This is a genomic window from Pseudomonas persica (assembly GCF_900291015.1).
Lineage (GTDB): Bacteria > Pseudomonadota > Gammaproteobacteria > Pseudomonadales > Pseudomonadaceae > Aquipseudomonas.
Map to the genome: position 1 here is coordinate 62,011 of NZ_OLKL01000041.1, position 12,746 is coordinate 74,756.

The following is a 12,746-nucleotide window of genomic DNA, read 5'->3' on the forward strand; positions in this document are numbered from 1 at the left end:
GAGTGTGTTATGACCGTTACCCGCAAAGCCTACCGTGCCGCCATCCTGCACAGCATCGCCGACCCGGCCGAGGTGGGCCTGGAGGCTTCCCATGAATACTTCGAGGATGGCCTGCTGGTGGTCGACGATGGCCGCATCCGCGCCGTTGGCCACGCCAGCGAACTGCTGCCGACCCTGGATGCCGACATGCCGGTCGAGCATTACCAGGACGCGCTAATCACCCCGGGTTTCATCGACACCCACATCCACTTCCCGCAGACCGGCATGATCGGCTCCTACGGCGAACAGCTGCTGGACTGGCTGAACACCTATACCTTCCCCTGCGAAAAGCAATTCGCCGACAAGGATCACGCCGACCAAGTGGCGAAGATTTTCCTCAAGGAACTGCTGCGCAACGGCACCACCACCGCGCTGGTGTTCGGCAGCGTGCACCCGGAATCGGTCAATGCGCTGTTCGAAGAGGCCGAGCGCCTGGACCTGCGGCTGATCGCCGGCAAGGTGATGATGGACCGCAACGCCCCGGACTACCTGACCGACACCGCCGAGTCCGGCTATACCGAAAGCAAGGCACTGATCGAACGCTGGCATGGCAAGGGTCGCCTGCACTATGCCGTCACCCCGCGCTTCGCCCCGACCAGTACGCCTGAACAGCTGGCGCTGGCGGGCCAACTGCTCAAGGAGCACCCGGGCGTGTACATGCACACGCACCTGTCGGAAAACCTCAAGGAAATCGATTGGGTCAAGTCGCTGTTCCCCGAGCAGAAGGGTTACCTCGACGTATACGACCACTTCGAGCTGCTGGGCGAGCGCTCGGTGTTCGCCCATGGCGTGCACCTGTGCGATGACGAATGCCGGCGCCTGGCCGAAACCGGCTCGGCCGTGGCCTTCTGCCCCACCTCCAACCTGTTCCTCGGCAGTGGCCTGTTCAACCTGCCGCAGGCCGAGCGCTTCAAGATCAACGTGGGCCTGGGCACCGACGTTGGCGCCGGCACCAGCTTCTCACTGCTCAACACCCTGAACGAAGCGTACAAGGTTATGCAGTTGCAGGGCGCGCGCCTGCACCCGTACAAGTCACTGTACCTGGCCACCCTCGGCGGCGCCCGCGCGCTGCGCCTGGACGACCGCATCGGCAGCCTGCGCCCGGGCAACGATGCCGACTTCGTGGTGCTGGACTACAAGGCCACGCCCCTGCTGGACTACCGCATCCAGCAGTCCAGCAGCATCGAAGAAACCCTGTTCGTGCTCACCACCCTCGGCGACGACCGCACCGTGCGCGAAACCTACGCTGCAGGGCGTTGCGTGCACCAGCGCTAAGGTTCTTTTGCCAGGCCGCGGTACAACGCGCCGCCAATTGCGGCGCCGATCAGCGGCGCTACCCAGAACAGCCACAGCTGTTGCAGGGCCCAACCACCGACGAACAAGGCCGGCCCCGTGCTACGCGCGGGGTTGACCGAGGTGTTGGTCACCGGGATCGAGATCAGGTGGATCAGGGTCAGGGCCAGGCCGATGGCGATCGGGGCAAAACCTGCCGGGGCGCGGGAGTCGGTCGCGCCCATGATCACCACCAGGAACATGGCGGTCATCACCACTTCACTGATGAAGCCGGCGCCTAGCGTGTAGCCCCCCGGCGAGTGCTCGGCATAGCCGTTGGAGGCCAGGCCGGAGGACAGTTCAAAACCGGCCTTGCCGCTGGCAATCAGATAGATGACCCCGGCCGCCAGGATCGCGCCGATCACCTGGGCGATCACGTAGGGCAACAGCTCTTTGGCCGGGAAGCGCCCGCCCACCACCAGCCCGAATGACACGGCGGGGTTGAGGTGACAGCCAGAGATATGGCCGATGGCGAAGGCCATGGTCAGCACGGTGAGACCGAAGGCGAAGGCGACACCGAGTACACCAATGCCGACAGGGGAACTGGCGGCGAGTACCGCACTGCCACAGCCGCCAAGGACTAGCCAGAAGGTGCCGACCAGTTCGGCACCCATGCGTTTACCGAGGGACATGCTCATGAATCCTTTCCTCAAGAAGTTGAACGCAACGGATGCGCAAGCCCAACTGCTTGATGAAGGTTTGCTCACAAGAATTTAGCAGACGTTTGGTCAATGGCCAGAAATGGCCGTGCCTCTTGTGGGAGCGGGTTTACCCGCGAAGCAGGCGACACGGAGTAGGGCACCGGCTGCGCCGGTGTTCGCGGGTGAACCCGCTCCCACAACGGCGCATTGCTCTCACCTAGGCAAACGATCAGCCCTTGACCGATACCTTGGGCTTTTTCAGCAGATGCGAGAACACCGCATGCAGATCGTCCGAGGCGCTCTCCTCGTCCAGGTTCAGCTTGCTGTCGATGTGGTCCATGTGGTGCATCATCAGGCTCACCGCCTGCTCGGCATCGCGCGCCTCGATGGCATCGATCAGCTGCATGTGTTCGTCATACGAGCAATGCGAGCGGTTGCCACTTTCGTACTGGGCAATGATCAGCGAGGTTTGCGACACCAGGCTGCGCTGGAAGCTGACCAGCGGCGCATTACCCGCTGCCTCGGCCAGCTTGAGGTGGAATTCGCCGGAAAGGCGAATGCCGGCACCGCGGTCGCCACGGGAGAAGCTGTCGCGCTCCTCACGCACCATCTGCCGCAGCTCGTTGAGCTGCTCGACGGTAGCGTGCTGCACGGCCAGTTCGGTAATGGCCCGTTCGACCATGCGCCGCGAGAAGAACACCTGGCGGGCCTCTTCCACCGTCGGGCTGGCCACCACCGCGCCGCGGTTCGGCCGCAACAGCACCACGCTTTCGTGGGCCAGGCGCGACAAGGCGCGGCGGATGATGGTGCGGCTGACGCCGAAGATCTCGCCCAGCGCTTCCTCGCTCAACTTGGTGCCCGGTGCCAGACGCTGCTCGAGGATCGCCTCGAAAATATGCGCGTAGACGATGTCGTCCTGGGTACCACTGCGGCCAGCCTTGCCGGTGCGCGCAGGTTTCTTCAGAGGTTGCAGCTGTTCGTTCATGGGCTCTCGAGGCACGAAGGAAAGTATGGCGCCATTGTACACAGGCTGAGCCGTTTCTGCAGGTGGCCTTTTACCTATATAGCCGTTGTACGACGCATTGCGCACACAAAAGATAAAACATTATTTGCATTCTTTGTACACAAAAGCATAATCCACCGAGCAACTTCTTGACCCTTGAGTCAACAAACGGTCAGACGTCTGCCTTCCCTCGCGGAGCCGCCAAGTGCATTGCGCAGGCCCATGGTTCCAGAACAACAAGAATGACTTGAGGAGTACTCGCTGTGGAAAGCCGCAAATCCGAAGCCCCTACGCTGGATCTTGCCCCACCGCTCGAAACGAGCTGGCTGGAGCGGATCTTCAAACTCAAGCAACACGGCAGCACTGTCAAAACCGAAATGATCGCCGGGGTGACCACCTTCATCACCATGGCCTACATCATCTTCGTCAACCCCAACATCATGGCCGACGCCGGCATCGACCACGGTGCCGCCTTTGTCGCCACCTGCATCGCCGCCGCGCTGGGCTGCCTGCTGATGGGCCTGTACGCCAACTGGCCGGTGGGCCTGGCGCCGGGCATGGGGCTTAACGCCTTCTTCACCTACACCGTGGTCGGCACCATGGGCTACAACTGGGAAACCGCGCTGGGGGCGGTATTCGTCTCGGGTGTGCTGTTCATGTTCCTGACCTTGTCGAAAGTGCGCGAATGGTTGCTCAACAGCATCCCGGTCAGCCTGCGCCATGCCATGGGGGCCGGCGTCGGATTGTTTCTCGGGCTGATCGGCCTGAAGACGGCGGGCATCATCGTCGACAGCCCGGCCACCCTGATCAAGCTGGGCTCGCTGCATGAGCCGGGGCCGCTGCTGGCGGCGCTGTGCTTCCTGCTGATCGCCATCCTCAGCTACAAGCGGGTGTTCGGTGCGATCCTGATCAGCATCATCGGCGTCACCCTGGCCGGCTGGGGCCTGGGCCTGGTCAAGTTCGGCGGGGTGATGTCGATGCCGCCGAGCCTGGCACCGACCTGGATGGCCATGGACGTGGCCGGCGTGTTCAACGTCAGCATGATCAGCGTGGTGCTGGCGTTCCTGTTCGTGCATATGTTCGACACCGCCGGCACCCTGATGGGCGTGGCCCAGCGGGCCAACCTGGTGGCGCCGGATGGGCGGATTGAAAACCTGTCGCGGGCGTTGAAGGCTGACAGTGCTTCGAGCGTGTTTGGTGCGGTGGTCGGTGTACCGCCGGTTACCAGCTATGTGGAAAGTGCTGCCGGTGTCGCCGCAGGTGGCCGTACCGGGCTGACGGCGGTGGTGGTCGGCCTGCTGTTCGTCGCGGCGATGTTCTTCGCCCCGCTGGCCGGGATGATTCCGGCCTATGCGACGGCGGGTGCGCTGATCTACGTGGCGATGCTGATGATGGGCAGCATGGCGCACATCCACTGGGATGAAGCCACCGACAGCATTCCGGCGATCGTCACGGTGATCATGATGCCGCTGACCTTCTCCGTCGCCGATGGTATTGCCCTGGGCTTCATCAGCTATGTGGCGCTGAAGGCGGGTACCGGCAAATACAAGGAAATCTCGGCCAGCCTGTGGGTGTTGTGCGCGATCTTCATTGCCAAGTTCGTGTTCCTCTGACCCTAGCTGCACCAACCAAGGGCGCCTCGGCGCCCTTTCTTTATTTCTACAGCCTGTGCCGGCCTCTTCGCGGGTAAACCCGCTCCCACAGAGATATCACCGCCCTCAAGCACGGCGCTGCCCCTGTGGGAGCGGGTTTACCCGCGAAGAGGCCGGTGCAGGCGAGACAAAAACAGCAGACGAAAAAAAGCCCGCCAGTGTGAGAGCGGGCCAAGGACCTACGAAGATTCTTCTAGCGACCAACTAGCTTCCACGATAGGTCGAATAGCTGTACGGCGAGATCAGCAGCGGCACGTGGTAGTGCTCCTGCTGCTCGTCGATGCCAAAGCGCAGCACGACAACATCCAGGAACGCCTGGGCCGGCAGCTGCACGCCGCGGGCACGGTAGTAGTCGCCAGCGCTGAACTGCAGCTGGTAGACGCCAGTGCGGTAGTCGTCACCCTGCAGCAGCGGCGCGTCGACGCGGCCATCGCTGTTGGTCAGGGCGGTGTTCACCAGCTCCAGCTGCTGGCCTTCGACACGGTACAGCTCAACCTTGATCGAGCTGCCCGGGCAGCCATGCGCGGCATCCAGTACGTGTGTGGTCAAACGTCCCATTGCTTGTCGCCTCTTGTTCAATCTGTGGGCAAAAAATACACGGCCATCATCACGCCAGAGGGGCTGCGATGTGCGGGAATGACGCCATTAAGACATTCCAATTGAAAATTGTACACAATTTTTTGATCGTTTCTCTCGCCCCTCAGGATTCTTGCCCATAATCGACCCATCGATCGCAAATACAGGTGCCTAGCCGACCACAATGTCATTAGCTGACCAATCAGGCAGGTTTCTTGCACTGTTTTTCCAGGTCGCTGCGAGGCGACAAAAGGGAAGAAATGCGGAAAAACAGGCTTACAAAAGATTTAAGAAGTTGTATACAATCAGCCCATCCGGTGGTGCGACATACCGACGCGGTCCGCCCACCCCCGCACAAACGTACAAGAAGGAAGACTGCAGTGAGCGCTGACTATCCTCGCGACCTGATCGGTTACGGCAACAACCCTCCTCACCCGCAATGGCCGGGCAACGCTCGCATCGCGCTGTCTTTCGTCCTCAACTACGAGGAAGGTGGCGAGCGCAACATCCTGCACGGTGACAAGGAGTCCGAAGCGTTCCTGTCCGAAATGGTCGCCGCCCAGCCGCTGCAGGGTGCGCGCAACATGAGCATGGAATCGCTGTACGAGTACGGCAGCCGCGCCGGCGTGTGGCGCCTGCTGAAACTGTTCAAGGACAGCGGCGTGCCGTTGACCATCTTCGCCGTGGCCATGGCCGCCCAGCGCCACCCCGACGTGATCCGCGCCATGGTCGAAGCCGGCCATGAAATCTGCAGCCACGGCTACCGCTGGATCGACTACCAGTACATGGACGAGGCCCAGGAGCGCGAGCACATGCTCGAAGCCATCCGCATCCTCACCGAAATCACCGGCGAGCGCCCGCTGGGCTGGTACACCGGCCGCACCGGCCCGAACACCCGTCGCCTGGTGATGGAGGAAGGTGGCTTCCTGTACGACAGCGACACCTATGACGACGACCTGCCCTACTGGGAGCCGAACAACCCTACCGGCAAGCCGCACCTGGTGATCCCTTACACCCTGGACACCAACGACATGCGCTTCACCCAGGTACAGGGCTTCAACTGCGGCGAACAGTTCTTCCAGTACCTGAAGGACGCCTTCGATGTGCTGTACGCCGAAGGCAGCGACGCCCCGAAGATGCTGTCCATCGGCCTGCACTGCCGCCTGGTCGGCCGCCCGGCGCGCCTGGCTGCACTGAAGCGCTTCGTCGATTACGCCAAGAGCCACGAGCAGGTCTGGTTCGCCCGTCGCGTGGACATCGCCCGTCACTGGCACGCCACCCACCCGTACAAGAAAGAGAACGCCTGATGACCGCCTTCAACACCCTCAAGCCATCAGCCCTGGGCCGTGACGCCTTCGTCAAGGCGTTCGCCGACATTTACGAGCACTCGCCGTGGGTAGCCGAAAAAGCCTATGACCTGGGCCAACTGGGCGAGCTGGACGAAATCGAGGCGCTGCACCAGCGCATGAGCGACATCCTGCTCAGCGCCAACCACGCTGACCAGCTGGCGCTGATCAACGCTCACCCGGACCTGGCCGGCAAGGCCGCCATCCAGGGCGAGCTGACCGAATCGAGCACCAACGAGCAGGCTGGCGCCGGTATTCACCAGTGCACCGCCGAAGAGTTCGCCCGTTTCACCGAGCTGAATGACGCCTACAAGGCCAAGTTCCAGTTCCCGTTCATCATGGCGGTGAAAGGCAGCAACCGGCACCAGATCCTCGCCGCCTTCGAAAAACGCATCCACAACGATGCCGATGCCGAATTCAAGGAAGCCCTGGCGCAGATCAACCTGATCGCCCTGTTCCGCCTGCTGCAGCTGTAACCGGCACGACAGCGTCGAGCCGTATCCAGAACAACGACATATATAGAAGAGATATCCGCATGCGCACCCTGATGATCGAGCCCCTGACCAAAGAAGCCTTCGCCCCCTTCGGAGACGTGATCGAAACCGACGGCAGCGACCACTTCATGATCAACAACGGCTCGACCATGCGCTTCCACAAGCTCGCCACGGTCGAAACCGCCGAGCCCGAAGACAAGGCGATCATCAGCATCTTCCGCGCCGACGCGCTGGACATGCCGCTGACCGTGCGCATGCTGGAACGCCATCCGCTGGGCAGCCAGGCATTCATTCCGCTGCTCGGCAACCCCTTTCTGATCGTGGTCGCGCCCGTTGGCGATGCACCTGTATCAGGCTTGGTCCGCGCCTTCCGCAGTAACGGCAGGCAGGGCGTTAATTACCATCGCGGCGTCTGGCACCACCCGGTGCTGACGATCGAAAAGCGGGATGACTTCCTGGTGGTTGATCGCAGTGGTTCCGGCAACAACTGCGACGAGCATTACTTCACCGAGGAACAGATGCTGATCCTCAATCCCCACCAATAAGAAAAGGTCGGTCATGCAAAGGCACAGCCCGCGCGGGTGACCGGCAAGAGGTACATACTGTGGAAGCACACCTTCACGAATGGCTGAACCTGAGCATTCGCTGGGTTCACATGATCACCGGCGTAGCCTGGATCGGTGCATCGTTCTACTTCGTCTGGCTGGAGAACCACCTGAACCGAAGCAACCCGCGCGATGGGTTGTCGGGTGATCTCTGGGCAATTCACGGCGGTGGTATCTACCACCTGGAGAAATACAAGCTCGCCCCCCCGAAAATGCCCGAGAACCTGCACTGGTTCAAATGGGAAGCCTATTTCACCTGGATGTCCGGTATCGCCCTGCTGTGCGTGGTGTTCTACTGGAACCCGGCCCTTTACCTGCTGGCCCCTGGCAGCACCCTTAGCGGTGCCGAAGGCGTAGCCATCGGTATCGGCTCACTGATCGCTGGCTGGTTCATCTACGACTTCCTGTGCGACTCGCCCCTGGGCAAGAAGCCAGCGCTGCTCGGTGCCGTACTGTTCGTCCTGATCATCGCCGCATGCTGGGGCTTCAGCCTGGTGTTCAGCGGCCGTGGTGCTTACCTGCACACCGGCGCGATCATCGGCACCATCATGGTCGGCAACGTGTTCCGCATCATCATGCCGGCCCAGCGCCAGCTGGTGGCGGCGATCGAGAACAACCAGACACCCGACCCGGTACTGCCGGCCAAGGGCCTGCTGCGCTCGCGCCACAACAACTACTTCACCCTGCCGGTGCTGTTCATCATGATCAGCAACCACTTCCCGAGCACCTACGGTAGCCAGTACAACTGGCTGATCCTGGCCGGTATTGCAGTAGCCGCGGTCCTGATCCGCCACTACTTCAACACCCGCCACGACAGCAACAAGTACGCCTGGACCCTGCCGGTCGGCGCCCTGGCGATGATCTGCCTGGCCTACGTCACCGGTCCGAAACCGATGGCCGTCAGCCCTGAGCAAGCCGCGGCGAAGGTCGAGTACCAGCCACTGCCCGCGACCGCGGTAGGTGGCAAAACCGCTGCCGAGCAACGCGCCGAGGACGCCGCCAAGGCTGCCGCCGCGCCTGCAGCGCCGGCGCAAGCCCCTGCCCAGGCCACGGCCCAGGCTGGCGGCGAGAGCTTCGACAAGATCCACAATGTCATCCAGGAACGCTGCACCGTGTGCCACTCGTCCAAGCCGACCAGCCCACTGTTCAGTGCCGCCCCTGCCGGCGTGATGTTCGACACCCCGCAGCAGATCCAGGCCCAGGCCGCGCGCATCCAGGCGCAAGCGGTCGCCAGCCAGATCATGCCGCTGGGCAACATCACCCAGATGACCACCGAAGAGCGCAAGCTGGTCGGCGACTGGATCGCCAAAGGCGCCCCGGTCAACTGAAACACAATTGTCGGGATACCCCCGCCCCCCTGTGGGAGCGGGTTCACCCGCGAAGAGGCCGGTAAACCCGGCCTCAAACTTGAAGATTTACGCAACAAGCAAGCATCGAGCGTTCAGCCTCGAGCGGAAACCCCAGGCTCTCCTGACCGAGCGCCTGCCGCCCGAAGCCGGCGCTTGGATCCGAGAATAAAAACAAAACTCGAGGTGCTGCATGTCCGAGTCACGCAAGGCGTACATCCCCGTTGCGCCGCCGCGCGAGCCCTTGCCCCTGTTCCAACTGATCCTGGTTGGCCTGCAACACGTTCTGCTGATGTACGGCGGCGCGATCGCCGTGCCGTTGATCATCGGCCAGGCCGCCGGATTGTCCCGTGAAGAAGTCGCTTTCCTGATCAACGCCGACCTGCTGGTCGCTGGCGTCGCGACCATCATCCAGTCATTCGGTATCGGCCCGGTGGGCATCCGCATGCCGGTGATGATGGGTGCCAGTTTCGCTGCCGTTGGCAGCATGGTGGCCATGGCCGGCATGCCCGGCGTGGGCCTGCAGGGGATCTTCGGCGCGACCATCGCCGCCGGGTTCTTCGGCATGCTGATCGCGCCGTTCATGTCCAAGGTCGTACGCTTCTTCCCGCCACTGGTCACCGGCACGGTGATCACCTCGATTGGCCTGTCACTGTTCCCGGTGGCGGTCAACTGGGCCGGTGGCGGCCATGATGCCGACACCTTCGGCTCGCCGATCTACCTGCTGGTGGCCGGCCTGGTGCTGGCGGTGATCCTGCTGATCAACCGCTTCATGCGCGGTTTCTGGGTCAACGTGTCGGTGCTGGTGGGCATGGGCCTGGGCTACATCCTGGCCGGGTCCATCGGCATGGTCGACCTGTCGGGCCTGAACGACGCACCGTGGCTGCAAGTGGTGACCCCGCTGCACTTCGGCATGCCGACCTTCAGCCTGGCGCCGATCCTGTCCATGTGCCTGGTGGTGGTGATCATCTTCGTCGAGTCCACCGGCATGTTCCTGGCCCTGGGCAAGGTGACCGATCGTGAAGTTACCCCTGGAATGCTGCGGCGCGGCCTGCTGTGCGATGCCGGTGCGTCGTTCATCGCCGGCTTCTTCAACACCTTCACCCACTCCTCGTTCGCCCAGAACATCGGCCTGGTGCAGATGACCGGGGTGCGCTGCCGCTACGTCACCATCGTGGCCGGTGCGCTGCTGATCCTGCTCAGCCTGCTGCCCAAGGCGGCCTTCCTGATTGCCTCGATCCCGCCTGCGGTACTGGGCGGCGCGTCCATCGCCATGTTCGGCATGGTCACCGCCACCGGGATCAAGATTCTCCAGGAGGCGGACATCGGCGACCGTCGCAACCAGCTGCTGGTTGCGGTGAGCGTCGGCTTCGGGTTGATCCCCGTGGTGCGTCCGGAGTTCTTCGCCCAGATGCCTCAGTGGATGGAACCCATCACCCACAGTGGCATCGCCATGGCCACGGTCAGTGCCCTGGTGTTGAACGTACTGTTCAACATCCTCGGTGGCGCCGACCGCGCGGCGCACAACGACGTTTGTCACCAGCATTGAGCAAAGGGGCGGCGCACTGTCGCCCCCACCTCGACCTCGCCGTAAACGCTGCACCGTCGGCCCGCCGGAATGGGCCGTCCGGGGCGCCTGTGCGCCAAAAGAACCCAACAAAAACAATAAGTCCGGGAACCACAACATGAAACGCATCACCTCGTCCCTCTTGCTGGGCAGCAGCCTGCTGGCCACCCTCCCCGCCCACGCTGGCGAATGGCTGCAGTGGCATGGCGAAAGCCTGACCTACCTGTACGGCAAGGACTTCAAGGTCAACCCACGCATCCAGCAGACAGTGACCTTCGAGCACGCCAACAAATGGAAGTACGGCGATACCTTCATGTTCGTCGACAAGGTCTTCTACAACGGCAAGCCCGACCCGGGCAAAGGCGTGACCAGCTACTACGGCGAGTTCAGCCCACGCCTGTCGTTCGGCAAGATCTTCGACCAGAAGCTGGCGTTCGGCCCGATCAAGGATGTGCTGCTGGCCATGACCTACGAGCGTGGCGAGGGCGACAACGAGGCCTACCTGATCGGCCCCGGTTTCGACCTGGACATCCCCGGTTTCAACTACTTCACCCTCAATTTCTACCTGCGCAACACTGAAGGTAGCCGCCCAGGTGACAACGTCTGGCAGATTACCCCGGCCTTCTCGTACACCATCCCGGTGGGCAAATCCGACATCCTGATCGACGGCTACATGGATTGGGTGGTCGACAACGACCAGACCCGCCGTGGCACCTACCACGCCAACCTGCAGTTCAACCCTCAGGTCAAGTACGACCTGGGCAAAGCCCTGAACCTGGGCGCCAAACAACTGTACGTGGGCATTGAATACAGCTACTGGAAGGACAAGTACGGCATCGACAGCCAAGGCAACATCGACAGCAACCAGAGCGTCACCAGTGCCCTGATAAAGGTGCACTTCTAGAAAACTGACCAAACGCACAAGTTTGGTCCACTACGCTCCAGGACGGAGCACTTGAGGCAAGGCGCGCAAGCCAGTAATCTGCGCGCCCCCTCGATCAGGGCAGAAGGGATTCTGCCTGCGTTTACTGACCGCTCAGTCAATGAATACGGGCGGTTGGCCAACGTGTTGCCAGCCTGAAAGACCCATTTCATCCGTTCAGAACGAAGTCGAGCAGGAAGGTTTTGCCAGCCCGGGAAAGTTGGCTCAACCCTTGCCAAACAGCTGTGGCCTATCGAAAAAAACTGACTCAAAAGACAAGAAAGCGCCAACAACAAGCGCTGACAATTGATCAATCAAGGGAGCGACACTCGCAATGCGTACCATCAACAGCCTGATCCTCGCCGGCGGCCTGCTGGCCTGTGGCACCACCTTCGGCGGCGACCTGCTGCAATGGCAGAACAACAGCCTGACCTACCTGTGGGGCAAGAACTTCAAGGTCAACCCGTCGATCCAGCAAACCGTAACCTTCGAGCACGCTGATGGCTGGAAGTACGGCGATAACTTCATCTTTGTCGACAAGATCTTCTACCAAGGCCAGAAAGATGCAGGCAATGGCCCGAACACCTACTATGGCGAAATCAGCCCGCGCCTGTCGTTTGGCAAGATCTTCGACCAGAAGCTGGCGTTCGGCCCGGTCAAGGACGTGCTGCTGGCGATGACCTACGAGTTCGGCGAAGGTGATACCGAGTCCTACCTGATCGGCCCTGGCTTCGACCTGGACATCCCTGGCTTCGACTACTTCCAGCTGAACTTCTACAACCGCACCACCGACGGCAGCCGCGCCGGCGACAATGTGTGGCAGATCACCCCGGTATGGTCGTACACCATTCCGGTCGGTTCGTCCGACGTGCTGATCGACGGTTTCATGGACTGGGTGGTGGACAACGACGAGAACCGCCGCGGCACCTACCAGGCCAACCTGCATTTCAACCCGCAGATCAAGTACGACCTGGGCAAGGCCTTGCACCTGGGCGAGAAGCAGCTGTATGTGGGTGTCGAGTACGACTACTGGAAGAACAAGTACGGCATCAAGGACAGCGATGCCTTCACGACAGACCAGAACACCATGAGCTTCCTGCTCAAGGTTCACTTCTGACCTGAGCAGAGGGGCCGCCTTGCGGCCCATTCGCGGGTAAACCCGCTTGTATGGTAGGACTTGAAGGGAGGAGGAGGGTCATAACTCGCTTCTGACTGTTCGCAGC

Annotated in this window: 12 protein-coding genes; 9 read left to right on the plus strand and 3 right to left on the minus strand. The window is 61.8% G+C overall.

Annotated features, from left to right (window positions below):
• Nucleotides 1–9 precede the first annotated feature (9 nt).
• Entirely contained in the window at nucleotides 10–1,314 is a 1,305-nt protein-coding gene (guaD, locus tag FQ664_RS19925; protein WP_144174331.1) for a guanine deaminase, read from the plus strand.
• Here guaD and aqpZ read toward each other — a convergent pair.
• Entirely contained in the window at nucleotides 1,311–2,009 is a 699-nt protein-coding gene (aqpZ, locus tag FQ664_RS19930) for an aquaporin Z (RefSeq protein WP_144174333.1), read from the minus strand. The two genes, guaD and aqpZ, sit on opposite strands and share 4 nt — an antisense overlap.
• Before the next feature lie 232 nt (nucleotides 2,010–2,241).
• On the minus strand, nucleotides 2,242–2,997 hold the full coding sequence (locus tag FQ664_RS19940) for a GntR family transcriptional regulator (protein ID WP_144174336.1): 756 nt from the start codon (nucleotides 2,995–2,997) through the stop codon (nucleotides 2,242–2,244).
• 281 nt (nucleotides 2,998–3,278) lie between these two features.
• Between FQ664_RS19940 and FQ664_RS19945 the strand changes: the two genes are divergently transcribed.
• Nucleotides 3,279–4,628 (plus strand): NCS2 family permease, encoded by a 1,350-nt coding sequence (locus FQ664_RS19945; protein WP_144174338.1) that lies wholly within the window; start codon nucleotides 3,279–3,281, stop codon nucleotides 4,626–4,628.
• A gap of 243 nt (nucleotides 4,629–4,871) precedes the next feature.
• Here FQ664_RS19945 and uraH read toward each other — a convergent pair whose 3' ends face one another.
• Complete coding sequence (gene uraH, locus FQ664_RS19950; RefSeq protein WP_003259496.1) at nucleotides 4,872–5,225, minus strand: hydroxyisourate hydrolase; 354 nt, start codon at nucleotides 5,223–5,225, stop codon at nucleotides 4,872–4,874.
• 398 nt (nucleotides 5,226–5,623) lie between these two features.
• Here uraH and puuE point away from each other — a divergent pair, with 398 nt between their 5' ends.
• The 7 genes from puuE to FQ664_RS19985 all read left to right on the plus strand — a co-directional run bounded on the left by puuE (nucleotide 5,624) and on the right by FQ664_RS19985 (nucleotide 12,640).
• A complete protein-coding gene (gene puuE / locus FQ664_RS19955; protein WP_144174340.1) occupies nucleotides 5,624–6,550 on the plus strand; it encodes an allantoinase PuuE in 927 nt (308 codons plus the stop codon).
• Nucleotides 6,550–7,065 (plus strand): 2-oxo-4-hydroxy-4-carboxy-5-ureidoimidazoline decarboxylase, encoded by a 516-nt coding sequence (uraD, locus tag FQ664_RS19960; RefSeq protein ID WP_144174342.1) that lies wholly within the window; start codon nucleotides 6,550–6,552, stop codon nucleotides 7,063–7,065. Before puuE ends, uraD begins: the two co-directional genes overlap by 1 nt.
• A 59-nt stretch (nucleotides 7,066–7,124) precedes the next feature.
• Nucleotides 7,125–7,628: an ureidoglycolate lyase gene (locus FQ664_RS19965; protein WP_012315446.1), complete on the plus strand. Its 504-nt coding sequence runs from the start codon at nucleotides 7,125–7,127 to the stop codon at nucleotides 7,626–7,628.
• 59 nt (nucleotides 7,629–7,687) lie between these two features.
• The gene (locus FQ664_RS19970) at nucleotides 7,688–9,016 is read left to right on the plus strand and encodes a urate hydroxylase PuuD (protein WP_144174344.1); all 1,329 of its coding nucleotides are present in this window, start codon (nucleotides 7,688–7,690) and stop codon (nucleotides 9,014–9,016) included.
• Between the two features lie 211 nt (nucleotides 9,017–9,227).
• Nucleotides 9,228–10,583, plus strand: coding sequence for a nucleobase:cation symporter-2 family protein (locus FQ664_RS19975; RefSeq protein WP_144174346.1), 1,356 nt, complete (start codon nucleotides 9,228–9,230; stop codon nucleotides 10,581–10,583).
• Nucleotides 10,584–10,719: 136 nt separating this feature from the next.
• Complete coding sequence (locus FQ664_RS19980; RefSeq protein ID WP_075045891.1) at nucleotides 10,720–11,505, plus strand: outer membrane protein OmpK; 786 nt, start codon at nucleotides 10,720–10,722, stop codon at nucleotides 11,503–11,505.
• Between the two features lie 352 nt (nucleotides 11,506–11,857).
• On the plus strand, nucleotides 11,858–12,640 hold the full coding sequence (locus FQ664_RS19985; RefSeq protein WP_133974297.1) for an outer membrane protein OmpK: 783 nt from the start codon (nucleotides 11,858–11,860) through the stop codon (nucleotides 12,638–12,640).
• Nucleotides 12,641–12,746 lie beyond the last annotated feature (106 nt).

Coding starts and splice junctions, on each gene's coding strand:
- guaD (WP_144174331.1), top strand. CDS start 10: ATGACCGTTACCCGCAAAGCCTACCGTGCCGCCATCCTGCACAGCATC.
- aqpZ (WP_144174333.1), bottom strand. CDS start 2,009: ATGAGCATGTCCCTCGGTAAACGCATGGGTGCCGAACTGGTCGGCACC.
- FQ664_RS19940 (WP_144174336.1), bottom strand. CDS start 2,997: ATGAACGAACAGCTGCAACCTCTGAAGAAACCTGCGCGCACCGGCAAG.
- uraH (WP_003259496.1), bottom strand. CDS start 5,225: ATGGGACGTTTGACCACACACGTACTGGATGCCGCGCATGGCTGCCCG.
- uraD (WP_144174342.1), top strand. CDS start 6,550: ATGACCGCCTTCAACACCCTCAAGCCATCAGCCCTGGGCCGTGACGCC.
- FQ664_RS19965 (WP_012315446.1), top strand. CDS start 7,125: ATGCGCACCCTGATGATCGAGCCCCTGACCAAAGAAGCCTTCGCCCCC.
- FQ664_RS19975 (WP_144174346.1), top strand. CDS start 9,228: ATGTCCGAGTCACGCAAGGCGTACATCCCCGTTGCGCCGCCGCGCGAG.
- FQ664_RS19980 (WP_075045891.1), top strand. CDS start 10,720: ATGAAACGCATCACCTCGTCCCTCTTGCTGGGCAGCAGCCTGCTGGCC.
- FQ664_RS19985 (WP_133974297.1), top strand. CDS start 11,858: ATGCGTACCATCAACAGCCTGATCCTCGCCGGCGGCCTGCTGGCCTGT.